General features: G+C 70.0%; 17 protein-coding genes and 1 riboswitch. Of the genes, 12 read left to right on the top strand and 5 right to left on the bottom strand.

From position 1 onward, the window contains the following. Nucleotides 1-3 precede the first annotated feature (3 nt). From ACWIBS_RS10390 to ACWIBS_RS10360, 7 genes are all read left to right on the top strand, one after another. Nucleotides 4-963: a sugar-binding transcriptional regulator gene (locus tag ACWIBS_RS10390; RefSeq protein ID WP_376126544.1), complete on the top strand. Its 960-nt coding sequence runs from the start codon at nt 4-6 to the stop codon at nt 961-963. Between the two features lie 54 nt (nt 964-1,017). After that, a riboswitch (FMN riboswitch) is annotated at nt 1,018-1,177 on the top strand. A gap of 81 nt (nt 1,178-1,258) precedes the next feature. Beyond that, nucleotides 1,259-2,320 (top strand): bifunctional diaminohydroxyphosphoribosylaminopyrimidine deaminase/5-amino-6-(5-phosphoribosylamino)uracil reductase RibD, encoded by a 1,062-nt coding sequence (gene ribD / locus ACWIBS_RS10385; protein WP_376126542.1) that lies wholly within the window; start codon nt 1,259-1,261, stop codon nt 2,318-2,320. Next, nucleotides 2,320-3,030 (top strand): riboflavin synthase, encoded by a 711-nt coding sequence (locus ACWIBS_RS10380; protein ID WP_376126540.1) that lies wholly within the window; start codon nt 2,320-2,322, stop codon nt 3,028-3,030. Before ribD ends, ACWIBS_RS10380 begins: the two co-directional genes overlap by 1 nt. Further along, nucleotides 3,027-4,304, top strand: a complete 1,278-nt coding sequence (ribA, locus tag ACWIBS_RS10375) for a GTP cyclohydrolase II (RefSeq protein ID WP_376126537.1) — start codon at nt 3,027-3,029, stop codon at nt 4,302-4,304. Before ACWIBS_RS10380 ends, ribA begins: the two co-directional genes overlap by 4 nt. After that, nucleotides 4,301-4,783: a 6,7-dimethyl-8-ribityllumazine synthase gene (ribH, locus tag ACWIBS_RS10370; protein ID WP_376126534.1), complete on the top strand. Its 483-nt coding sequence runs from the start codon at nt 4,301-4,303 to the stop codon at nt 4,781-4,783. The genes ribA and ribH overlap by 4 nt, the downstream gene beginning before the upstream one ends. A gap of 115 nt (nt 4,784-4,898) precedes the next feature. After that, the gene (locus tag ACWIBS_RS10365; RefSeq protein WP_376126531.1) at nt 4,899-5,255 is read left to right on the top strand and encodes a Fe-S protein; all 357 of its coding nucleotides are present in this window, start codon (nt 4,899-4,901) and stop codon (nt 5,253-5,255) included. A gap of 194 nt (nt 5,256-5,449) precedes the next feature. Further along, entirely contained in the window at nt 5,450-7,357 is a 1,908-nt protein-coding gene (locus tag ACWIBS_RS10360) for an ABC transporter ATP-binding protein (RefSeq protein WP_376131110.1), read from the top strand. 905 nt (nt 7,358-8,262) lie between these two features. Here the strand turns inward: ACWIBS_RS10360 and ACWIBS_RS10355 are convergent. After that, nucleotides 8,263-10,146 (bottom strand): phosphoenolpyruvate carboxykinase (GTP), encoded by a 1,884-nt coding sequence (locus tag ACWIBS_RS10355; RefSeq protein WP_376131113.1) that lies wholly within the window; start codon nt 10,144-10,146, stop codon nt 8,263-8,265. Between the two features lie 121 nt (nt 10,147-10,267). Between ACWIBS_RS10355 and ACWIBS_RS10350 the strand changes: the two genes are divergently transcribed. After that, nucleotides 10,268-11,704, top strand: a complete 1,437-nt coding sequence (locus tag ACWIBS_RS10350; protein WP_376131116.1) for a helix-turn-helix domain-containing protein — start codon at nt 10,268-10,270, stop codon at nt 11,702-11,704. Nucleotides 11,705-11,764: 60 nt separating this feature from the next. On the opposite strand, the gene ACWIBS_RS10345 is transcribed toward ACWIBS_RS10350, so the two are convergent. The 3 genes from ACWIBS_RS10345 to ACWIBS_RS10335 form a co-directional block, all read right to left on the bottom strand. Further along, the gene (locus tag ACWIBS_RS10345; protein WP_376131118.1) at nt 11,765-13,219 is read right to left on the bottom strand and encodes a glyceraldehyde-3-phosphate dehydrogenase; all 1,455 of its coding nucleotides are present in this window, start codon (nt 13,217-13,219) and stop codon (nt 11,765-11,767) included. 205 nt (nt 13,220-13,424) lie between these two features. Continuing rightward, complete coding sequence (locus tag ACWIBS_RS10340; RefSeq protein WP_376131121.1) at nt 13,425-14,894, bottom strand: NAD-dependent succinate-semialdehyde dehydrogenase; 1,470 nt, start codon at nt 14,892-14,894, stop codon at nt 13,425-13,427. Between the two features lie 159 nt (nt 14,895-15,053). Further along, nucleotides 15,054-15,350 (bottom strand): hypothetical protein, encoded by a 297-nt coding sequence (locus tag ACWIBS_RS10335; protein ID WP_376131123.1) that lies wholly within the window; start codon nt 15,348-15,350, stop codon nt 15,054-15,056. A 396-nt stretch (nt 15,351-15,746) separates the two neighbouring features. Between ACWIBS_RS10335 and ACWIBS_RS10330 the strand changes: the two genes are divergently transcribed. Continuing rightward, nucleotides 15,747-17,396, top strand: coding sequence for a thiamine pyrophosphate-binding protein (locus ACWIBS_RS10330; RefSeq protein ID WP_376131126.1), 1,650 nt, complete (start codon nt 15,747-15,749; stop codon nt 17,394-17,396). 159 nt (nt 17,397-17,555) lie between these two features. Here ACWIBS_RS10330 and ACWIBS_RS10325 read toward each other — a convergent pair whose 3' ends face one another. Then, nucleotides 17,556-18,437, bottom strand: coding sequence for a LysR family transcriptional regulator (locus tag ACWIBS_RS10325; protein WP_376131129.1), 882 nt, complete (start codon nt 18,435-18,437; stop codon nt 17,556-17,558). 148 nt (nt 18,438-18,585) lie between these two features. Between ACWIBS_RS10325 and ACWIBS_RS10320 the strand changes: the two genes are divergently transcribed. The 3 genes from ACWIBS_RS10320 to paaK all read left to right on the top strand — a co-directional run bounded on the left by ACWIBS_RS10320 (nt 18,586) and on the right by paaK (nt 21,426). Beyond that, nucleotides 18,586-19,368: an SDR family NAD(P)-dependent oxidoreductase gene (locus ACWIBS_RS10320; RefSeq protein WP_376131132.1), complete on the top strand. Its 783-nt coding sequence runs from the start codon at nt 18,586-18,588 to the stop codon at nt 19,366-19,368. A 29-nt stretch (nt 19,369-19,397) separates the two neighbouring features. Beyond that, a complete protein-coding gene (locus tag ACWIBS_RS10315) occupies nt 19,398-20,054 on the top strand; it encodes a hypothetical protein (RefSeq protein WP_376131135.1) in 657 nt (218 codons plus the stop codon). A gap of 64 nt (nt 20,055-20,118) precedes the next feature. After that, nucleotides 20,119-21,426, top strand: coding sequence for a phenylacetate--CoA ligase PaaK (paaK, locus tag ACWIBS_RS10310; RefSeq protein WP_376131138.1), 1,308 nt, complete (start codon nt 20,119-20,121; stop codon nt 21,424-21,426). Nucleotides 21,427-21,448: the final 22 nt, after the last annotated feature.

The following is a 21,448-nucleotide window of genomic DNA, read 5'->3' as shown; positions in this document are numbered from 1 at the left end:
GGGATGGACGATCCCGCCGACTCTCGTACGGCGCAGCGCGCGCTCACCGCCGCGCACCTCTACTACGTGCAGCACCGCACCATGGAGGCCATCGCCACGGAGCTGGCGACCTCGCGCTCCACGGTGTCGCGTCTGCTCTCGCACGCGCGCGCGACGGGCATCGTCGACATCCGCATCCGCTCCCCCTTCGCCGCGCCGAGGCTGCTCGAAGAGCACCTCGCCGAGCGCTACGGCATCGTCGCCCACGTCGTGCCGGTTCCCGATGACGCGAGCGACGTCGAGCGGCTCGAGCGGGTCGCGGTCGCCGGCGCGCACCTGGTCGGCGAGCTCGTCCAGCCCGATATGACGATCGGGGTCGCGTGGGGTGCGACGACGGCGGCGATGAGCCGCCGGCTCGTGCGCAAGGGCGTGCACGGCACGACGTTCGTCCAGCTGAACGGGTCGGGCAACACCCACACGACCGGCCTGCTGTACGCGAGCGAGATCCTCAGCCGGTTCGCGGCGGCCTACGGCGGCAACGCCCAGCAGTTCCCCGTGCCGGCGTTCTTCGACGAAGCCGCGACGAAGCGCGCCATGTGGCGAGAGCGCAGCACCCGCCGCATCCTCGCGATCCAAGCCGCCATGGACCTCATCGTCTTCAGCACCGGGTCAGCCGACTCGCGCGTGCCGAGTCACGTGTACTCGGGCGGCTATCTCGAGCCCGACGATCTGACCGAGCTCGAGACGGAGCGGGTGGCCGGCGACGTCGCCACGGTGTTCTTCCGTGCCGACGGCTCGAGCGACCGCATCGCGCTCAACGACCGGGCGACGGGGCCGCCCCTCGACGTGCTGCGGCGCATCAAGCGGCGCCTGTGCGTCGCGTCGGGCGAGTCCAAGCTCGCCAGCATCCGTGGTGCGCTCGCCGCGCACCTCGTGACGGACCTCGTGATCGACGAGGCGACGGCACGGGCGCTCGCGGGCTGATGGAGGCACCGGGAATGGATGGGTGCCCGTGGCGTTGACTACACTCGTGAGCATCGACGTGCTCCGGGGTCGGTGAGAATCCGAACCGGCGGTGACAGTCCGCGAGTCGTGGCTCGCATCCGTGAGGATGCCGCGCCACGGCCGATCCGGTGGAAATCCGGAACCGACGGTGATGCGGGGAAACCCGCTAGTCCGGATGGGAGGCAGCACGTGAGGTGAACCGGTATCCGGTACGCCTCGCCTACCCGTCTATCTGGGACCCGTCGATCAGAAACCCTGACGAGCGGTGGGACGGATGACGGCGAACGACGCGGAGCGCGCGGCCATGAGGCGGGCCCTCGAGCTCGCGCTGCGCGGCCCCCGCGGGATCAACCCGCAGGTGGGGGCCGTGATCCTGTCGCCGGTGGGCGATGTGCTCTCGGAGGGATTCCACGACGGGGCCGGTACGCGTCACGCCGAAGTCGACGCGCTCGCCGCGCTCGCTCCCGGTGCCGCGAGCGGTGCGACCGCCGTCGTGACCCTCGAGCCGTGCAATCACACCGGACGCACCGGACCGTGCGCGCAGGCCCTCATCGACGCCGGTGTCTCACGCGTCGTCTACGCCGTCGCCGATCCGGGCGAGATGTCCGGGGGCGGCGCCGAACGGCTGCGCGCGGCGGGCGTCGACGTCGGCGCGGGGCTGCTCGCCGACGAGGCGACGCGGCTGCTCGAGTCGTGGCTGACGACGCAGCGTCTCGGCCGCCCGCACGTGACGGTGAAGTGGGCGCAGAGCCTCGACGGCCGCGCGGCGGCCGACGACGGCACGAGCCAGTGGATCACGGGCCCGGACGCACGCGCCGACGTGCACGCGCGCCGGTCCCACGCCGACGCGATCGTCGTCGGAACCGGCACGGCCCTCGCCGACGACCCCGCACTCACCGCCCGGCGGCGTGACGGTTCCCTCTACGAACACCAGCCGCGTCCCGTCGTGCTCGGCACGCGCGCCATCCCGGCGCAGGCGGCCGTGCACCGGCATCCGCTCCCGGTCCTGCAGCGCGACGGCCGCGACCTCGGCGACGTGCTCGCCGAACTGCGCGAACTCGGCGTGCACCGTGTCTTCGTCGAGGGCGGCCCCACACTCGCGAGCGCCTTCGTGCGGGCGGGCCTGGCCGACGAGATCCTCGCCTACATCGCGCCGGTGCTGCTGGGCGGCGGGCGACTCGCGCTCGGCGACATCGGCGTTGCGACGATCGCCGACGCGCGACGACTCACGGTCCACTCGGTCGAGACCCTCGGCGACGATCTGCTCGTCGTCGCGGCCCTCCGGCAGGTTCCGGGGCCCACCCCGACAGGAAAGCACGAAGAAGGAGACAGCTGATGTTCACGGGAATCGTCGAAGAGATCGGCGAGGTCACGGCGGTCACGCCCTCGGGAGACGGCGTGCGCCTCACGGTCCGCGGTCCCCAGAGCGTGTCGGATGCCGAGCACGGCGACTCGATCGCGGTGAGCGGCGTATGCCTCACGGTCATCGACCAGGGTGAGGACTGGTTCACGGCGGACGTCATGAAGCAGACGCTCGACATGTCCACGCTCGACGGCGTCGCCCCGGGCAGGACCGTCAACCTCGAGCGCGCGACCGCCGCGGGCGGCCGACTGGGCGGCCACATCGTGCAGGGTCACATCGACGGCACGGGCGACGTGCTCGAGGTGCGGCCGGGCGAGCAGTGGCGCGTCGTGCGGATCGGGCTGCCTGCCCATCTCGCTGCGCTCGTCGTCGACAAGGGGTCGATCGCGGTCGACGGCATCTCGCTCACGGTGAGCGGGGCGTCCGACCCTTCGGCAGGCTCAGGGACCGGTGCGGGCTCAGGGACCGGTGCGGGCTCAGGGACCGGTGCGGGCTCAGGGACCGGGCACTGGTTCGAGGTGTCGCTCATTCCCGAGACGCTCGCGGCGACGACGCTCGGCGAGCGCGTCGCGGGCGACCGCGTCAACCTCGAGACCGACATCCTGGCCCGCCACGTGCAGCGCCTACTCGCTTTCGCCGCTCCGACTCCCGGCGCCGCTCCGACGGAAGGAGGCTCGCTGTGAGCCTGTCCACGATCCCCGACGCCCTCGCCGCTCTCGCGAAGGGCCGCCCCGTCATCGTCGCCGACGATGAGAATCGCGAGAACGAGGGCGACATCGTACTGTCGGCCGAACTGGCCACCCCCGAATGGCTCGCCTGGACGGTGCGCTGGTCGAGCGGGTTCATCTGCGCGCCGATGCCCACCGAGTGGGCCGACCGGCTCGACCTGCCGCCCATGGTCGCCGTGAACGAGGACTCGCGCTCCACGGCCTACACCGTGAGCGTCGACGCCGCCGATCGCGTATCCACCGGGATCAGCGCCACCGACCGCGCGCACACCCTCAATGTGCTCGCCGATCCGGAGTCTCAGCCCTCGAGCGTCATCCGGCCGGGGCACATCCTGCCGCTGCGCGCCGTGGACGGCGGAGTCCGCGAGCGCGCGGGACACACCGAAGCGGCCGTCGAGCTCATGCGGCTCGCCGGTCTGCAGCCGGTCGGAGCGATCGGCGAGGTCGTCGCCGAAGACGGCAGCATGATGCGCCTTCCGGAGCTCATCGAGCTCGGCGCGCGCGACGACGTGCCGGTCGTCACGATCGAGCAGCTCATCGACTATCTGAACGAGCACGAACCGCTCGATCCCGAGGCGCCGGTCGTCCACCGCCGCCGGGTCAGCCTGCGTGCCGAGTCGCACGTGCCGACCTCGCACGGCGACCTGCGCTTCCTCGCATACAAGGACCGGACGACCGGCACCGACCACATCGCGGTCGTCTCGGGCGACCTGACCGAAGCCGCACCGCTCGTGCGCGTGCACTCCGAATGCCTGACCGGTGAGGCGTTCGGCTCGCTCAAGTGCGAATGCGGCCCCCAGCTGTCGGCCGCTCTCGGCATGATCGCGAAGGACGGCGGCGTCGTCGTCTACATGCGCGGGCATGAGGGTCGCGGCATCGGCCTCATCAACAAGCTGCGCGCCTACAGCCTGCAGGAGGGCGGCATGGACACCGTCGACGCCAATCTGGCCCTGGGTCTGCCCGCCGATGCGCGCGACTACGCCGCGGCCGCCGGCATCCTGGCCGACCTGGGGGTCGACAAGGTCCGCCTGCTGACGAACAACATCGACAAGACCGCGCAGCTGCGCGCGCTCGGCCTCGACGTCGTCGAGCAGGTGCCGCTCATCGTCGGCGTCGGACCGAACAACCACCAGTACCTCGAGACGAAACGAGACCGCATGGGTCACATCATCGACGACACCGAACTGCGAGAGGCGCTCGCCGACCTGCACGACGGGTCCGACCGATGAGCCGCGAGGGCGCCCCGCAGACGAGCGAGCCGATCGACGCGCGCGGGCTCGAGGTCGTCGTCGTCGCGGGAACGTGGCATGAGGTCATCAGCGAGGGACTCATCGCCGGTGCGCAGCGTCTGCTCGAGGCATCCGGTGCGACGTGGCGACTCGTGCGGGTGCCGGGCTCGTTCGAACTGCCCGTCACGGCGAAGGCCGCTCTGGACGCCGGCGCCGACGCCGTCGTCGCGCTCGGTGTGATCATCCGCGGGGGCACGCCCCACTTCGAGTACGTCTCGGCTGCGGCGACCGACGGGCTGACGCGCGTCGCGCTGGACACGGGAAAGCCCGTCGGGTTCGGGCTGCTGACCCTCGACGACGAGCAGCAGGGCCTGGATCGCGCGGGGCTCGAGGGCTCGCGAGAGGACAAGGGCCACGAAGCGGCCGACGCGGCCCTGCGCACGGCGCTCGTGCTGCGCGCACTTCGACAGACTCAGTGACCGGAAGCGGCACGGCGACCGACAGCCACGCAGTGACCGGAAGCGGCTCGGCGACCGCCACGAAGTGAGGCCGTCCTTGCTGGCGCGACACGCCCGGGAGCCCTAGCGTGTCGGCATGGAGACCCTCCGCCTCATCGTCTTGTTCCTGCACATCACCGGCTTCGCCCTGATCTTCGGAGGGTGGGCCGTCGAAGCGTTCTCGCGACGTTTCCAGATCAACCGGGTCATGAACATCGGTCTGATCCTGGCCGCCCTCGCGGGCCTCGCCCTCGCCGCCCCGTGGGGCCTCTCGTACGACCTGAACTACACGAAGATCGGCATCAAGCTGGTCGTGCTCCTCGTCGTCGGAGCGCTCATGGGCATCGGTGGCGCCCGGGCGCGCAAGGGCAAGGGCTCGGTTGCGCCCGGCCTGTTCTGGGCGATCGGCATCCTCACTCTCGCGAACGCCGCCATCGCCGTCATCTGGCGCTGACACACCGGACGATTTCGGATGCCGCGGGCTCGAGCCCGCGGCATCCGTCGTTTCCGGCGTGACGCACGGGGCAGAAGCGGCGCGAACCGACCTCGGATGACCGGTCGATCCTGCACACCGCACACGCAGTGACCTGAACCGCCTCTCGCACGAAGTACGGTCGAAGGTGACCGCATCACGAACGAGGTAGACGCATGTCCTCCGACGCACCTTCACGCCGCGCGCGTCCGACGCGCCGCTCACTCCGCGTGAAAGACGACGGCCCGCGCGCCAGCTTCGGGCAGCTGCTCCCCTACCTCTTCGAGCACAAGCACACCCTCATCGTCGTGTCGATCCTGAGCGTCTTCGGCTCGGGCACGATGCTCGTGCAGCCGCTGCTGGTCGGGCAGGTCATCGACCGCGTGCAGCGCAGCCTCGACCTCGGCGTGCTGCTGTGGGCGCTCGTCGGCTTCGTCGTCGTGTCGTCGCTCATCACGGCTTGGCAGCACTACCTGCTGCAGCGCACGGGCACCGCCGTCGTCTACTCCAGTCGACGCAAGCTCATCGCGCGCATCTTCCACCTGCCGATCAGCGAGTTCGACGCCCGTCGCACGGGCGATCTCGTCTCGCGCGTCGGCAGCGACACGACGCTGCTCTACGCCGCGCTCACCCAGGGCCTCGCCGATGCGATCGGCAACGCTCTGCTCTTCGCCGGCGCCCTCATCGCGATGGCCGTCATCGACGTCGTGCTGCTGGCGATCATCGTGGTCGTCATCGGCGTCTCGGTCATCGGCGTCGTGGCCCTCAGCGGCAAGATCCGCACGGCTTCGACCGAGCAGCAGGAGAAGGTCGGCGAGCTCGCATCGGGAGTCGAACGAGCCGTGGGTTCGATCCGCACGGTGCGTGCGTCGGGTGCGACCGACCGCGAGGTGGCATCCGTCTCGGAACGTGCGTCGGACGCCTACCGCGTCGGCGTCCGCATCGCGAAGATCTCCGCCCTCGTCGTGCCGATCGCCGGCATCGCCCTGCAGGTCTCGCTGCTCGTCGTGATCGGGTTCGGCGGGTTCCGTGTCGCGACGGGCGCGATCACCATCGCGAGCCTCGTGATGTTCATCATGTTCCTGTTCATGCTGATCGCTCCGCTCGGGTCGTTCTTCGGCGCGATCACCTCGGTCAACCAGGCCCTGGGCGCGCTCGGTCGCATCCAGGAGGTGCTCGAGCTGCCGATCGAATCGCAGCACGACGCCGAGATCGCGGCGCGAGTGCCCCACACAGCCGCACCCCGCACCTCGGCGGCGATCGAATTCCGCGACGTGCACTTCCGCTACCCCGAGGCCGTCGTCCAGGCCCGGCGCAAGGCCGAGTCCGAGGCCATCGCCGTGCTCGAGAGCGCGCACGTCGACACCTCGGTGCTCGCAGAGTCCGAGACGACGGATGCCGCGGGCGATGTGCTGCGCGGAGTCTCGTTCTCGGTGCCGCGCGGCGCGCGTGTCGCCCTCGTGGGGCCATCGGGTGCAGGCAAGAGCACGACGCTGGCGCTCATCGAGCGGTTCTACGACCCCACCGCCGGCGCCATCCTGCTCGACGGCGTCGACGTGCGCGAGATCGACCGCGACGCCCTGCGCGCGCAGCTCGGCTACGTCGAGCAGGATGCACCGACCCTCGCCGGCACGATCGGCGACAACCTGCGTCTGGCCTCACCCGACGCAACCGACGCGGCGTGCGAAGCGGTGCTGCGCGCCGTGAACCTCGGCGACGTGCTCGACCGCAATCCGCTCGGACTCGACGCGCCCGTTGGCGAAGCGGGCGTCATGCTCTCGGGCGGCGAGCGCCAGCGCCTCGCGATCGCGCGCGCGCTGCTCGCCGCTCCCCCCATCCTGCTGCTCGACGAGTCGACGTCCTCGCTCGACGGGCTCAACGAGCAGCGCATGCGCGAGGCGATCGACGCCGTCGCACAGGACCGCACGCTCATCGTCATCGCCCACCGTCTGTCGACGGTCGTGGACAGCGACCACATCGTCGTGCTCGAGCACGGTCGCGTGGTCGGCCAGGGCACGCACTCCGAGCTCGTCGCCTCGACACCGCTGTACCGCGACCTCGCGAAGCACCAGCTGCTCGTGTGACGCGACGCGCGCTTCTCGGCGCCCGCGTTCAAGCCCAACCGGGGTTTGGGGCGCATTCCGTCAACGACACGCCACGCAGCCCGGCGTGTCGCGGCAGCATCCCGCCCCAAACCGCCGCGGCGAGCTCCCGGCGACGCCCACCAGGGGATTTGGGGCGCATTCCGTCAACGACAAGCCACGCAGCCCGGCGTGTCGCGGCAGCATCCCGCCCCAAACCGCCGCAGTGAGTCCCGCGACGCCCGTCAACGACACGCCACGCAGCCCGGCGTGTCGCGGCAGCATCCCGCCCCAAACCGCCGCGGTGAGTCCCGCGACGCCCACCAGCGGGGTTTGGGGCGCATTCCGTCAACGACACGCCACCCCGCCCGGGGTGTCGCGGCAGCATCCCGCCCCAAACCGCCGCAGTGAGTCCCGCGACGCCCACCAGGGGGTTTGGGGCGTAATCCGTCGACGACACGCCACGCAGCCCGGGGTGTCGCGGCAGCATCCCGCCCCAAACCGCCGCAGTGAGTCCCGCGACGCCCACCAGCGGGGTTTGGGGCGTAATCCGTCGACGACACGCCACGCAGCCCGGGGTGTCGCGAGAGGAATCCGCCCCGAACTCGCAAGAGGCACCTGCACCGAGCGTCGGAGAGCGGATGCCGCGTCCCGATGTCGCGGACACAGAACGCATCGCGCACGGCGGCGCATCGAAACGTCGCCACACCCCGGCCCTGCGCTCGCTCGCCTCATTCTGCTCGGTTCAGCTCGCGCGGCGCGCAGAGTGAGTCACATGAACGAATGACGTCGCCCGCTGAGGCGCGTCACGTCGAGGAGGGGGTCTCCCCGCTCGCCCCGACCAGACATAGACAGACGGATGCCCCGACCCCCGCGGCGCGGGCGTGTCGGGGCATCCGTCAGGTTGGTCAGGCGCGCTGCAGGCGGTAGCGCAGCGCGGCGAGCTCTGCCCACAGCGGCGCGGGCACCCGGCCCTCGAAGGTCTGGTAGAACTCCTCGGTGAGGTCGGCCTCCTTCGCCCACGACGCGCGGTCGATCGCGAAGAGCTCGTCGAGGTCTTCCTGCGGCACGTCGATGCCGTCGAGGTTGAGATCCGACGTGCGCGGAAGGCGCCCGATCGGGCTGTCGACGGCGGGGACGTCGCCTTCGATGCGGCGGATGATCCAGTCGATGACGCGGGAGTTGTCGCCGAAACCGGGCCACAGGAAGCGCCCGTCCGAGCCCTTGCGGAACCAGTTCACCTGGAAGATCCGCGGCGCGCGGTCGAAGCGCAGCTTCTGCCCGACCTTGAGCCAGTGTCCGAAGTAGTCGGCCATGTTGTAGCCGCAGAACGGCAGCATGGCGAACGGGTCGCGGCGCAGCTCGCCGACCGTGCCCTCGGCGGCCGCCGTGCGCTCGGACGACACGTTCGAGCCCATGAAGACGCCGTGCGTCCAGTCGGTCGCCTCGACGACGAGCGGCACGTTCGTCGCGCGGCGCCCGCCGAACAGGATCGCATCCAGCGGCACACCCTCGGGTGCATCCCAGTCCGAGGCGATCTGCGGGCACTGGGCCGCCGCCACGGTGAAGCGCGAGTTGGGGTGGGCGGCGGGACGACCGGATGCCGGTGTCCAGGGCTCGCCCTGCCAGTCGGTCAGCTCGGCGGGAGCCTCGTCGGTCAGACCCTCCCACCAGACGTCGCCGTCGGGCCGCAGCGCGACGTTCGTGAAGATCGTGTTGCCCCACAGCGTCTCGACGGCGGTGACGTTGGTCGACTCGCCCGTGCCCGGTGCGACGCCGAAGAAGCCGGCCTCGGGGTTGATCGCCCACAGACGCCCGTCCTCACCGGGACGCAGCCATGCGATGTCGTCGCCGAGAGTCTCGACGCGCCAGCCCGGGATCGTGGGGCGCAGCATCGCGAGGTTGGTCTTGCCGCACGCCGACGGGAACGCCGCCGCGACGTGGTACGCCTTGCCCTCGGGCGAGATGACGCGGATGAGCAGCATGTGCTCGGCGAGCCAGCCCTCGTCGCGGCCGATGACCGAGGCGATGCGCAGCGCGAAGCACTTCTTCGCCAGGATCGCGTTGCCGCCGTATCCCGAGCCGAACGACCACACCTCGAGCGTGTCGGGGAAGTGCACGATGTACTTCTCGTCGTTGCAGGGCCACGCGACGTCCTGCTCACCCTCCGCGAGCGGGGCGCCGACCGTGTGTACGGTCTTGACCCACGGCGCGCCGTTCGCGATCTCGCGCAGCACGTCGTCGCCGACGCGGGTCATGATCTCGATGGATGCCACGGCATAGGCGCTGTCGGTGACCTGAACGCCGATGTGCGACAGCGGACCGCCGACCGCGCCCATCGAGAACGGCACGACGTACATCGTGCGACCGGTCATCGAGCCGTCGAAGAGGGGGGTGATCGTCGCGCGGATCTCGTCGGGGGCGGCCCAGTTGTTGGTCGGGCCGGCGTCTTCCTCGCGCTCGGAGGCGATGAAGGTGCGCCCCTCGGTGCGGGCGACGTCGCTCGGGTGCGACCGGGCGAGGTACGATCCGGGACGCCATTCCGGGTTGAGCTTGATGAGCTGACCGTCGTCGACCATCTTCCGCAGCAGCGCGTCGTTCTCGGACCGCGAGCCGTCGACCCAGTGGATGCGGTCGGGCTTCGTCAGAGCCGCGATCTCGTCGACCCACGCCTCGAGGTCGGCCATACCCGGTCCGGACACCGCCGGGCGAGCGCCGGAGCCCGATTCGGGGGCGGCGACGGTGCGGATGCTGCCGGTGGCGGGTCGCGTGGAGATGTCGGCCAGAGCCATGGGGAGGTCCTCTCGGTCGGCGGCACGGGAAAACGCGTGCACGACCACTCTCGTCGTATTCGCGCGCACTTTCCGCGTTCCAGGCTGACAAATTCTGCGATTCTTTCGATACCATCAAGGAATGGCGCCCTCCCCTCTCGAACTGTCCACCCTCGGTCATCGCATCCGCCACCAGCGGGTGAGCGAGGGACTCACGCTCGACGAACTGGGCGAGATCGTCGGGATCGCCGGGAGCCAGCTCAGCCTCATCGAGAACGGCAAACGCGAGCCGAAGCTGTCCGTGCTGCAGGCCATCGCATCCGCGACCCAGGTCGAGGTCGCCGACCTGCTCTCGAACGAGCCGCCCAACCGGCGTGCGGCCCTCGAGATCGAGCTCGACCGCGCTCAGTCCAGTTCGGTGTTCCGCCAGCTCGGCGTCGCCCCCGTCAAAGTGACGAAGGGCATGGCCGACGAGACGATCGAATCGGTCCTCGGCCTCCACCGCGAACTGCAGCGTCGTGAGAGCGAGGCGATCGCGACACCCGAAGAGGCCCGACGCGCCAACACCGAACTGCGCTTGAAGATGCGGCGGATCGACAACTACCTGCCCGACATCGAGAAGCTCGCCGAGAAGCAGCTGCGGGCCGCGGGGCACGTCTCCGGCGCCCTGACACACCGCACGGTCAGCCTCATGGCCGAAAGGCTCGGTTTCGAGCTCATCTACGTCAACGATCTGCCGCACTCCGCGCGCTCGGTCACCGATCTCGAGAACGGGCGCATCTACCTGCCGCCCGCATCGATCCCCGGCGGGCACGGCCTGCGCTCGATGGCGCTGCAGGCGATGGCGCATCGACTGCTCGGTCACGTGCGCCCCACCGACTACGCCGACTTCCTGCAGCAGCGACTCGAGATCAACTACTACGCGGCCTGCTGCCTCATGCCCGAAACGGCATCGGTCGCGTTCCTGCAGCAGGCCAAGAAAGACCGAAACCTCGCCGTCGAGGACTTCCGCGACGCGTTCGGTGTGACCCACGAAGCGGCCGGGATGCGGCTCACCAACCTCGCGACCCACCATCTGGGCATCAAGCTGCATTTCCTGCGCGTCGACGGGGTGGGCACGATCTCGCGCGTCTACGAGAACGACGATCTGCCGCTGCCCATGGACGTCACCGGCGCCGTCGACGGCCAGATCGCGTGCCGCAAGTTCTCGGCGCGCGCCGCCTTCTCGGAGCAGAACCGCACGACCGAGCACTACCAGTACACCGACACCCCCGCCGGCACCTACTGGTGCTCGACTCAGATCGGCTCGACGTCCGACGGCGAGTTCTCGATCACGGTCGGCGTGCCCTTCGACGACGCGCGCTGGTTCCGGGGGCGTGAGACCCAGAAGCGTGGTGTGTCGACGTGCCCGGGCGAGTCCTGCTGCCGCCGCGCGCCGGCGGATGTCGCCGAGCGGTGGGCGGGCAAGGCCTGGCCGAGCGCGCGCGTGCACATGCAGATGTTCTCGCCGCTCCCCCGCGGAGCCTTCCCCGGAGTCGACGACAACGAGGTGTACGCCTTCCTCGATCGGCACGCCTGAGCCGCGGCATCCGGCACCGCGCCGCGGCGCGTGCGACGGTGCTCGGATGCGCGGGCGCGCTCAGCTCTCGACGGTGACCTCGACGCGGGGCGGGAGCACCGTGGGGTGGGTTCCGGCCATCTGCTCGACGACGCGCACGACCTGCGTCGAGTAGCCGAACTCGTTGTCGTACCAGACATAGAGGATGAGGTTCGTCTCGTCGGCGATCGTCGCGAGCCCGTCGACGATGCCCGCACGGTGCGACCCGACGAAGTCGGTCGACACGACCTCGGGCGACTCGACGTAGTCGATCTGCTGGCGCAGCTTGGAGTGCAGCGACGCGCGGCGCAGGTAGTCGTTGACCTCGTCCTTGTTCGTGGGGCGCTCGAGCGTCAGGTTGAGCACGGCGAGCGAGACGTTGGGGGTGGGCACGCGGATCGCCGAGCCGGTGAGCTTGCCCTCGAGCTGCGGCAGCGCCTTCGCGACGGCCTTGGCTGCGCCGGTCTCGGTGATGACCATGTTGAGCACGGCCGAGCGTCCGCGGCGGTCGCCCTTGTGGAAGTTGTCGATGAGGTTCTGGTCGTTCGTGAACGAGTGCACCGTCTCGACGTGTCCGCGCACGACGCCGTAGGCCTCATCGATCGCCTTGAGGACGGGGGTGATCGCGTTCGTCGTGCACGACGCGGCCGACAGGATGCGGTCCTCGGCGGTCATCGTGTCGTTGTTGATGCCGTAGACGATGTTCTTGATCGGGGTCTTGCCCGGTGCCGTCAGCAGGACGCGCGCGACGCCGGTCGAGCGCAGGTGCTGCGAGAGGCCCTCTTCGTCGCGCCAGCGTCCGGTGTTGTCGACGACGATCGCGTCACGGATGCCGTACGAGGTGTAGTCGATCGCGGCGGGGTCATCGGCGTAGATGACCTGGATGCGCGTGCCGTTCGCGATGATCTGCTGCGCGTCTTCGTCGACCGTGACGGTGCCGTCGAACGGCCCGTGCACGGAGTCGCGCAGCAGCAGGCTCGCGCGCTTGACGAGGTCATTCGAGCCGCCCTTGCGCACGACGACGGCGCGCAGGCGCAGGCCCCGTCCGCCGCCCTGGTGCGCGACGAGGATGCGCGCGAGCAGGCGCCCGATACGGCCGAACCCGTACAGGACGACGTCGGTGCCGCCGGCCGGGTAGGCATCGGCGTCGAGCACGTCGGCGAGCTCACCGGCCAGGTACTCCTCGAGGTCGACGCCCGATTCGTCGTGTCCGACGATGAGGCGCGCGACGTCGAGCGACGCGGGGCCAGGCGCGACCGCGCGCAGGCCCTCGAGCACGCGCAGCGTCTCGTCGAGGGGGATGGCGGCGTGGCCCAGCTGCTCGACACGCTCGTGCGCCTCGATGATGCCGGTGACCGACAGGTTGATGAGACGGTGTCCGTGCAGAGACGTCACGACGCCTCGATCGCGGTAGAGCGCGCCGATGTGCGGGATCATCCGCTCGGCGACCTGCTCGAGCGCGACCCAGGCCGCGCGGTCTTCGTCGTACGTGGGCATGCGTGCTCCTCTGCGCGCCGGGGCTGTGGCGCCCCGCGGCGCTGCGTCTGGGGGAAGTGGGCGGTCGAGTCGACCGCGACCATTCTAGGAGGCCGCCGTGAAGGAATCCCGGGGCTCGAGCCGTTGCGGCGCGTCAAGATCTGCCCTTCTTTCCGCGCCGTCAACGTCGCGGGATCAGAACGAGCCGACCACCAACGCCACGACGTCAGAACGGGTTGGGCGTCAGCGTGTACTTCGTCTGCAGGTACTCGTGGATGCCCTCGGCACCGCCCTCGCGCCCCAGGCCCGACATCTTCCAGCCTCCGAACGGCGCCGCGGCATTCGACACGACACCGACGTTGAGCCCCATCATGCCGGTCTCCAGACGCTCGATCATGCGCTGGCCGCGGGCGAGATTCTCGGTGAAGACGTACGAGACGAGTCCGTATTCGGTGTCGTTCGCGAGCCGCACGGCGTCGTCCTCCGTGTCGAACGGGATGATCGCGAGCACAGGTCCGAAGATCTCCTCACGCAGGATCTCGCTGCCCGCCTGCACGTCGCTGATGACGGTCGGCTGGTAGAAGGTTCCGTCGCCGTCGATCCGCGCGCCGCCGGTACGCAGCGTCGCTCCTCGGCCGACGGCATCCGTCACGAGCTCTTCCGCCTTCGCGACAGCCTTGTCGTCGATGAGCGGACCGATCTGGACGCCCTCCTCGGTGCCGCGCCCGATCGTCATGCCCTGCACGCGCTCGGTGACCCGCGCGGCGAACTCGTCGGCGATCGAGCGGTGCACGATGAAGCGGTTCGCGGCCGTGCAGGCCTGGCCGATGTTGCGGAACTTCGCCAGGAGCGCTCCTTCGACCGCCTTGTCGAGGTCGGCGTCGTCGAACACGACGAAGGGGGCGTTGCCGCCGAGCTCCATCGACGTGCGCAGCACGCCTTCGGCCGCCTGCTCGAGCAGGCGCTGGCCGACCGGGGTCGATCCCGTGAACGACAGCTTGCGCAAGCGCGGGTCGCGGATGATGGGTTCCGAGACAGCCCCGGACGACGCCGTCGCAATGACGTTGACCACTCCCGCGGGCACGCCGGCGTCTTCGAGCAGCTGCGCGAAGTAGAGGGTCGTGAGCGGCGTGAGCGCGGCGGGCTTGATGACGACGGTGCAGCCGGCGGCGAGCGCGGGCGCGATCTTGCGCGTCGCCATCGCGAGAGGGAAGTTCCACGGCGTGATGAGGTAGCAGGGGCCGACGGGATGCTGCGACACGATCATGCGGCCCGTGCCCTCGGGGTTCGCCCCGTAACGGCCCTGCACGCGCACGGTCTCCTCGCTGAACCAGCGCAGGAACTCACCGCCGTATGCGACCTCTCCGCGGGCCTCGGCGAGCGGCTTGCCCATCTCGATCGTCATGAGCAGCGCGAACTCTTCCTTGCGCTCCTGCAGCAGGTCGAACGCGCGCCGCAGGATCTCGGCGCGTTCCCGCGACGGGGTCGCCGCCCAGGCGGGGAACGCATCGACCGCTGCGTCGAGCGCGGCCATGCCGTCGGCGGCTCCCGCACTCGCGATCGTCTTGACGACGTCGCCGGTCGCGGGGTCGAACACGTCGAGCGTGCGCCCGTCCGCAGCCGCACGCCACTCTCCCCCGATGAACAGTCCGTCCTCGACGGATGCCAGCAGCTCGGTCTCGCGGTTCTCGCTCACGGGGACTCCCTCGTCATGTCCGGGATGCCGCAGCACGCAGCATCCTCAAATCGTATACGATCCTGGGGTTTGCTGTCCTATTGTCACCCGGACGGGTGGGTGAGGGCGATGTCCTGCGTGTACAGAACCCGGAGGAGACCCTCCGCCGGGGCGAATCCGTCAGAAGCTCTCGACGAAGCGCACATCCATGCCGGTGAGCCGGTCGGGGACGCCGTCGAAGGCGGCCGCGCGGGCATCGGAGGCACGGTACTCCGTCTCGAGTGCGAGGAAGGCCGCTTCGTCGCCCTCGGCGCTGACCGCCCAGATGAACTCGTTCGTCTCGCGGATGCCGTAGGCGAACTCGATCGTGAACCCCGCCGCGGGGCGCACGACCTTCATCGTCGCCTGCCACCACGCGACGAAGTCGTCGTACTGTCCGTCGACAAGGGAGTACCGGCGCAACTGGGTCGTCTTCATCCCTCCATCATGCCCGCGCCGTGCCCGCGCGACTGCCGCCATGACCGCACCCTGCCCGCGCGACTGCCGCGATGACCGCGCCATTGGCCGCGAGACTGCAACGGGGCGCCGAAACAGCGGGGTGACCCCGCAGTCTCGGCAAGCCGTTGCAGTCTCGCGGTCGAAGGGTGCGTCGCGCGGTCGAAGGGTGCGTCGCGCGGTCGAAGGGTGCGTCGCGCGGGCGAAGGGTGCGTCGAGCGGGCGGAGGGAGCCGGCGGGAGCGACCTATACTCGAACCGTCCGGCGGCGTCGCAGCCGCCCGGTGCTCGAAAAATGAGCACGCAGCCGTCCCGGCAGGGTCTGGGCGCGCGAGACACATACGGCCTCGATCCGTCGTCCCTGCTCTCGGGAGTTCTCATGCCCACCGTCTCCGCCCATGTCGCCGTGACCCTCGCCCGCCACATCGATCACGTCTTCGGTGTCATGGGCAATGGAAACGCCTGGTTCCTCGACGCCCTCGTGTGCGACACCCCCGCCGGATATACGGCCGTCCGCCACGAAGCGGGTGCGGTCGTCGCCGCGGATGCATTCCACCGCGCGTCCGGTCGCCTCGCCGCCGCGACCGCGACGTACGGCGCCGGCTTCACCAACACGCTGACGGCGCTCGCCGAAGCCGTGCAGGCCCACGTGCCGCTCGTGCTCGTGGTCGGCGACGAGCCGACGTCGGGCCCGCGCCCGTGGGACGTCGACCAGATCGCCCTCGCCTCGGCGGTCGGCGCGCGCACGTACACGGTCGGCAGAGCGGATGCCGCCGCCACGACCGTCATCGCGATCGAGCACGCCCTCACCTATCGCGTGCCGACCGTGCTCGCGATCCCCTACGACGTCGCGACTCTCGACGCGGGGCCTGTGCCCGACACCCTCGATCCGCGCCTGCCCGAGCCCCTGCAGCCGAGCCCTTTCGCGCGCGAGAGCGTCATCGAGCTCGCGCGCGCTCTCGCCGCTGCGCGCCGACCGTTCCTGCTCGCCGGGCGCGGGGCGTGGGTCTCGGGAGCGGGCGACGCCCTCGGCGCGCTCGCCGAGGCCACGGGAGCGATCACGGCCGGCACGGCGCTCGGACGCGGAGTGTTCCCCGCCACGGAGTTCGACCTCGGCGTGACGGGCGGCTTCGGCGCCGAGGGGGCCATGGAGCTCATCCGCGATGCCGACGTCGCCGTCGTGTTCGGTGCATCCCTCAATCAGTTCACGATGCGCTTCGGCGAGCTCTTCTCACCCGCCACGCGCGTCGTGCAGGTCGACGTCGCGCCCACCGCGACGCATCCGCACGTCGGCGGATACATCCGAGGAGACGCCCGCGTCGTCGCCGAGGCGCTCAACACCGAGCTCGCCGCGCTCGCTGCGACGTCGTCGGGGTGGCGCGAATCGGTCGACATCGCCCGGCTGCGCACGCAGGAGCCCGGCGACGGCGTCGCGGCGGACGGCCGCCTCGACCCGCGCAGCGTCGCGGCCCGTATCGGCGAGCTGCTGCCCGAGGATCGGGTCGTCGTCTCGGACGGCGGGCACTTCATCGGGTGGGCGAACATGTACTGGCCCGTCGCCTCACCCGACCGGATGATGATGGTCGGCACGGCGTACCAGTCGATCGGCCTCGGCTTCCCCTCGGTTCCGGGGGCGGCGCTGGCCCGGCCCGAGGCGACCGTCGTGCTCACGACGGGCGACGGAGGCGGGCTCATGGCACTCGCCGACCTCGAGTCGGCCGTGCGCGTCGCGGGCGGGCGCGGCCTCACGGTCGTGTGGAACGACGCCGCGTACGGCGCCGAGGTGAATCTGTACGGCCTCAAGGGGGTCGCGACGGGTCCCATGATGATCCCCGACGTCGACTTCGCCGGTCTGGCCCGCGCCGTCGGCGCCGAGGGCGTCGTGGTGCGCGAACTCGCGGATCTCGACCGCCTCGCCTCGTGGACCGCCGAGGACCCCGCGACCCGCCCCCACCTGCTGCTGGACGTGCGCATCTCGGGCGCCGTCGTCGCCCCGTACCAGCAGGAGATCATCCGCGTGAACTCCTGACCCCCGCGCCGACTCCTGACCCGCGCCGACTCCTGACCCCCGCGTGAACTTGACGCCGCACGGTCATGACCCCCGCGCGGCCATGACCGCGAGACTGCAACGGCACGCCGAGACCGTGGGGTTCGCCCGCTCTTTCGACCTCCCGTTGCAGTCTCGCGGTCAGAGGGAGAGTGAGGCGGATGCCGCGGCGCGGCGCAGATCGCGGATGGCCGAGCGGGTGTCGGTGCGGCGCGTGCAGAGGTACACGTGGCACTCGCCCGCGTCGACGATGGGACGGTACACGACCCCCGGATGCTGCAGGCGAGTCGCCACGGACGCGGCGGTCATCAGCAGGTGCCCCTCGAAAGCGACCTGGTTGAGTGCTTCCTCCATCGTCTCGACCCAGGCGCCGTAGCGCACCGGCACGCCGCTCGGCCGAGGATCGACGACCCAGAACCGCGTCCACTCGCGCGCCGCGCCGGAGGCGCCGAGAAGGGAATAGCCGTCGAGATCGGCGAGGGTGACCTGGGCGAGGTGCGCCAGCGGCGAATCGACGGGAACCCCCACGACGCGCGGCTCGACGTGCACGGGGATCATGTCGAGCCCGTCCGTGCCGGCATACGGCGGACGGGCGAGTGAGGCATCGAGATCGCCCGCGACGAGGCGACTCACCTGCTCGCCCCACCCGACCTGCAGGAGGCGGATGCGGATGTCCGGGCGTGCCCGGCGATACGTCCCGAGGAACCCCGCGTCGGGCCCTGCGGGGTAGCCGTTGATGAAGCCGATGCGCAGCTCGGGATCCACCGTCTCGCCCATCGCGAGGCGAGCATGGGTGAGCGAGACGGAGGCATGCTCCATGAACCGCTCCCCCGCCGCCGTGAGCCGCACGGGCTTCGTGCCGCGCTCGACGAGTACGAGACCGACGGCGCTCTCCAGTCGCTGGATCTGCTGAGTCATCGCGGGCGGCGTGATGTGCAGGCGTTCCGCGGCGCGCGTGAACGTCCCCTCCTCCATCAGCACGGAGAGAGAGTGCACGAGGTTGAGATTCAAGAACTCCGTCATTGCAGCCTTCCGGACCCACGGCATGAAGGTCGGGCTTAATCCGGGGTCGGACTCACCAATGTACAGCTCGGCGCACCTCTGAAAAGGTCGGATTCACGGCGACGATGCCGGGATCTCCCTCGTCGCTTCGTCCAGCGAAAGGGATCAGATGATTTCGTCCACCACGAGGCCTGCAGCGGCTGTCGTCACCGGCGCCGCCTCGGGAATCGGCCGCGCGATCGCCGACCTCGTCATCGAGCGCGGCGGCCGCGTACTCGGCTTCGACACCGATGCGGCCGGGCTCGACGCGGCGGCCGCCGCCCACGGCGACTCCTTCGTGCCGTTCACTGGCAGCGTCGCCTCGGCGGCCGACAGCGAGGCGGCGATCGAGCGGGCCGAAGCCGCCTTCGGCGAGATCGACAGCCTCTTCAACGTCGCCGGCACGATCCGCGCGGCAGCGATCGTCGACCTCGCCGAGCCCGAATGGGACATGACCGTCGACGTCGTCCTGCGCGGCACGTTCCTGTGCACGAAGTTCGCCGCGCGCAGCATGATCAGGGCGGAGCGCGGCGGGGCCATCGTCAACATCTCGTCTGTCAACGCGCACCTGCCGATCTGGGGCGGCAGCGCCTATGCCGCCGCGAAGTCGGGGGTCGAGATGTTCGGGCGCAACGCGGCGCTCGAACTGGGACGTTACGGCATCCGAGTCAACACGATCCTTCCTGGCCTCGTCGATACGCCGATGGCGGCGTTCATCACCCAGAACGAGGGCATCATGACCGAGTTCGATGCGAACGCAATCCTCAAGCGACCCGCCCAGCCGCGCGAGCTCGCCGAGCCCGCCGTCTTCCTCGCGAGCGATGCCGCGAGCTATGTCACCGGTGCGACCCTGACGGTCGACGGCGGCTACGAGATCGGCGGCTATCCCGACCTCAGCGCACACCTGGGCTGAACTTCACCACCCACCCGAAAGGAAACGCAATGACGATCACCACCCCACCCGCCGCCGAACCGCGCACCTCGTACGAATTCGAATTCGCACACCAGATGGATGACATCGACGCGCTCATCGAGACCGAGACGAACCCCGCCCGCCGCCGCATCCTCATCAACTACCGCCGTCACGGGATGCTGGAGGTCTCCGGCCGCTACGACGAGCTGCTCGCCGAGAACATGACCGTCCGCCACCCGAAGTACCGCATCTTCGAAGGCGGTGCGGGCGTCATCCTGGACGGGATGCAGCAGGTGCGCGACTTCTACGCGATGCTCGCCGACATGGACATGCTCGTCATGTGGACCGGCCGGCAGAAGATGGCCGTGGCCGAGTGGGGCTTCGCGGGCGAAGCGGAGTTCAGCCAGTTCGTGCCGGGCAAGCTGCTCGGCGACAACGTGTTCGCCTCGGCCGGCGACGAGTCGGCCGCGAGCTCGGAGTACGACCCCGACGGCTGGTATCTCGTGCGCCGAACGCTCGCATTCGCGTGGATGTACGACGAGAATCAGCTCATGATCGGCGAGCACGTCTACGAGGACACGGAGTCGAAGGTCGTCACCCAGGTGTCGGCCGACGAGGTCATCACGGCCGCGCGCGCCGCCGAACTGCTGGCCGGGATCATCGACAAGTACCCGCTGGGCGGATGACCTCGAACCGGTGGGCCCCGCGGATGACCGGGGTCCACCGGTTTCCTCTGAGAAACGGAACCCGATGTCGACGACGACAACGATGCATCCCGAGACCGACGCCCTCGACCCCGAGGAGCGGATGTCACGGGAGGAGATCCAGGAGCTGCAGCTCGCACGGCTGCAGGAGACCGTGCGCCACGCCTACGCGAACGTCCCCCTCTACACCCGCAAGCTCGACGGAGTGGGGGTGAGCCCCGACGACATCCGGTCGCTCGACGACCTCGCGCGCCTGCCCTTCACGACGAAGGAGGATCTGCGGGAGACCTACCCCTTCGGCATGTTCGCCGTTCCGATGGCCGAGGTGCGCCGCATCCATGCATCATCGGGAACGACGGGGCGGCCGACGGTCGTCGGATACACGCAGCGCGACCTCGACCACTGGGCGACCCTCGTCGCGCGCTCGCTGCGGGCGAGCGGTGTGCGGGCCGGGATGAAGGTGCACAACGCGTACGGGTACGGCCTGTTCACGGGCGGGCTCGGTGCGCATGCCGGCATCGAGCGGCTCGGGGCGACGGTCATCCCGATGTCGGGCGGTCAGACGGCGCGTCAGGTGCAGCTCATCCGCGACTTCGAGCCCGACGCGATCATGTGCACACCGAGCTATCTGCTCACGATCGCCGACGCGATGGAGGCGGCGGGCATCGATCCGCGCGCGACGAGCCTGCGCGTGGCGATCCTCGGCGCCGAGCCGTGGACGAACGAGATGCGTGTCGAGCTCGAACGCCGCCTCGACCTCGACGCGGTCGACATCTACGGACTCAGCGAGGTCATGGGACCGGGTGTCGGCAACGAATGCGTCGAGACGAAGGACGGCCCACACCTGTGGGAGGACCACTTCATCCCCGAGATCATCGACCCGGAGGGTGCGCCGCTCGCCGACGGCGAACGGGGCGAGCTCGTCTTCACGTCGCTCACGAAAGAGGCCTTCCCCGTGCTGCGCTACCGCACGCGCGACCTGACGCGCCTGCTTCCCGGGACGGCCCGGCCCGGAATGCGCCGGATGGAGAAGATCACCGGGCGCAACGACGACATGATCATCCTGCGCGGCGTCAACATCTTCCCGACGCAGATCGAGGAACTCGTGCTCGGCATCGAGACGCTCACGCCGCACTTCATCATCGAACTGACCAGGGAAGGGCGACTCGATGCCATGACGGTGCGCATCGAGCGATCGCCGCACCTGGAGCGGGCCGTCTGCGAAGCGGCGGCGGAAGTTCTCGCGGAGCGCATCAAGATCCACATCGGGTCGAGCGTCGCCGTCCGGCTCGAAGAGCCCGGCGCGTTGCCGCGCAGCGAGGGCAAGTACCAGCGCGTCTACGACAACCGTTGACGCGCCGCCCGCCGGCCGACCC

The sequence above is a fragment of the Microbacterium sp. NPDC055442 genome (assembly GCF_053644215.1).
Note: the sequence above shows the minus strand (reverse complement) of the source record. Positions and strands in the feature narration are given on the sequence as shown.

Bases quoted from the DNA above. Each gene is read 5' to 3' on its own strand.
- ribD (WP_376126542.1), top strand. From the start codon at position 1,259: ATGACGGCGAACGACGCGGAGCGCGCGGCCATGAGGCGGGCCCTCGAG.
- paaK (WP_376131138.1), top strand. From the start codon at position 20,119: ATGTCGACGACGACAACGATGCATCCCGAGACCGACGCCCTCGACCCC.
- ACWIBS_RS10325 (WP_376131129.1), bottom strand. From the start codon at position 18,437: ATGACGGAGTTCTTGAATCTCAACCTCGTGCACTCTCTCTCCGTGCTG.
- ribH (WP_376126534.1), top strand. From the start codon at position 4,301: ATGAGCCGCGAGGGCGCCCCGCAGACGAGCGAGCCGATCGACGCGCGC.
- ACWIBS_RS10355 (WP_376131113.1), bottom strand. From the start codon at position 10,146: ATGGCTCTGGCCGACATCTCCACGCGACCCGCCACCGGCAGCATCCGC.
- ACWIBS_RS10380 (WP_376126540.1), top strand. From the start codon at position 2,320: ATGTTCACGGGAATCGTCGAAGAGATCGGCGAGGTCACGGCGGTCACG.
- ACWIBS_RS10335 (WP_376131123.1), bottom strand. From the start codon at position 15,350: ATGAAGACGACCCAGTTGCGCCGGTACTCCCTTGTCGACGGACAGTAC.
- ACWIBS_RS10360 (WP_376131110.1), top strand. From the start codon at position 5,450: ATGTCCTCCGACGCACCTTCACGCCGCGCGCGTCCGACGCGCCGCTCA.
- ACWIBS_RS10315 (WP_376131135.1), top strand. From the start codon at position 19,398: ATGACGATCACCACCCCACCCGCCGCCGAACCGCGCACCTCGTACGAA.
- ACWIBS_RS10330 (WP_376131126.1), top strand. From the start codon at position 15,747: ATGCCCACCGTCTCCGCCCATGTCGCCGTGACCCTCGCCCGCCACATC.
- ACWIBS_RS10345 (WP_376131118.1), bottom strand. From the start codon at position 13,219: ATGCCCACGTACGACGAAGACCGCGCGGCCTGGGTCGCGCTCGAGCAG.
- ACWIBS_RS10350 (WP_376131116.1), top strand. From the start codon at position 10,268: ATGGCGCCCTCCCCTCTCGAACTGTCCACCCTCGGTCATCGCATCCGC.
- ACWIBS_RS10390 (WP_376126544.1), top strand. From the start codon at position 4: ATGGACGATCCCGCCGACTCTCGTACGGCGCAGCGCGCGCTCACCGCC.
- ACWIBS_RS10365 (WP_376126531.1), top strand. From the start codon at position 4,899: ATGGAGACCCTCCGCCTCATCGTCTTGTTCCTGCACATCACCGGCTTC.
- ACWIBS_RS10320 (WP_376131132.1), top strand. From the start codon at position 18,586: ATGATTTCGTCCACCACGAGGCCTGCAGCGGCTGTCGTCACCGGCGCC.